Source organism: Psychrobacter sp. 1Y4 (assembly GCF_051847555.1).
In genome coordinates this window covers 1-638 of the sequence record NZ_JBPYDE010000721.1, presented here as the reverse complement: position 1 = coordinate 638, position 638 = coordinate 1, and the positions used below count along the sequence as shown (strand labels likewise).

The following is a 638-nucleotide window of genomic DNA, read 5'->3' as shown; positions in this document are numbered from 1 at the left end:
GTTCTTAGTGCTGAAGATGGTGGTATTAAAGTGGCGACAGCAGAAGATGTCACCTTTACTAGTGTTACCACAGGGGATACCTTGTTGAACACAGGTGGTGTCAGCTTCCTTGGCGGTAGCACGGTTAGACTGAGCAGTATGGGTCTTAATAACGGTGGCAATCAAATCACTAACGTCGCAAGCGGTGTGGGTAATGACTTCAATGCAGCAAATATAGGAGACGTGAATCGTGCATCTGCCGCTGCTAAAACAGAAGTTGCCGCAGGTACTAACGTGGCTGATGTTGTGAAGTCTACAGGTCAGAACGGTCAAGACGTCTACACCGTCAATGCCGATGGCGTTACTGCTTCAGCAGGCTCTTCCGCCGTGACTATCACAGCGGGTGCCAAAGACGCGACCAACATAACCGACTACCAAGTGGACTTAAGCGAGTCTAGCAAAAACAGCTTGGTAAACGCTGACAATGCGCTACAGACGGTGGTCACTCAGATAGACGGCAATGAGGTTAAAACACTGAATAAAACGAACAACACCGCTAACTTCCTCACAGGAGATAACATTGTTCTTAGTGCTGAAGATGGTGGTATTAAAGTGGCGACAGCAGAAGATGTCACCTTTACTAGTGTTACCACAGGGGA

1 pseudogene is annotated in these 638 nt (G+C 48.1%); it reads left to right on the top strand.

Going from position 1 to position 638, the window contains the following annotated elements:
- Positions 1–638 (top strand): annotated as a pseudogene (locus ACS8FC_RS18525) (YadA-like family protein); the annotation flags it as partial.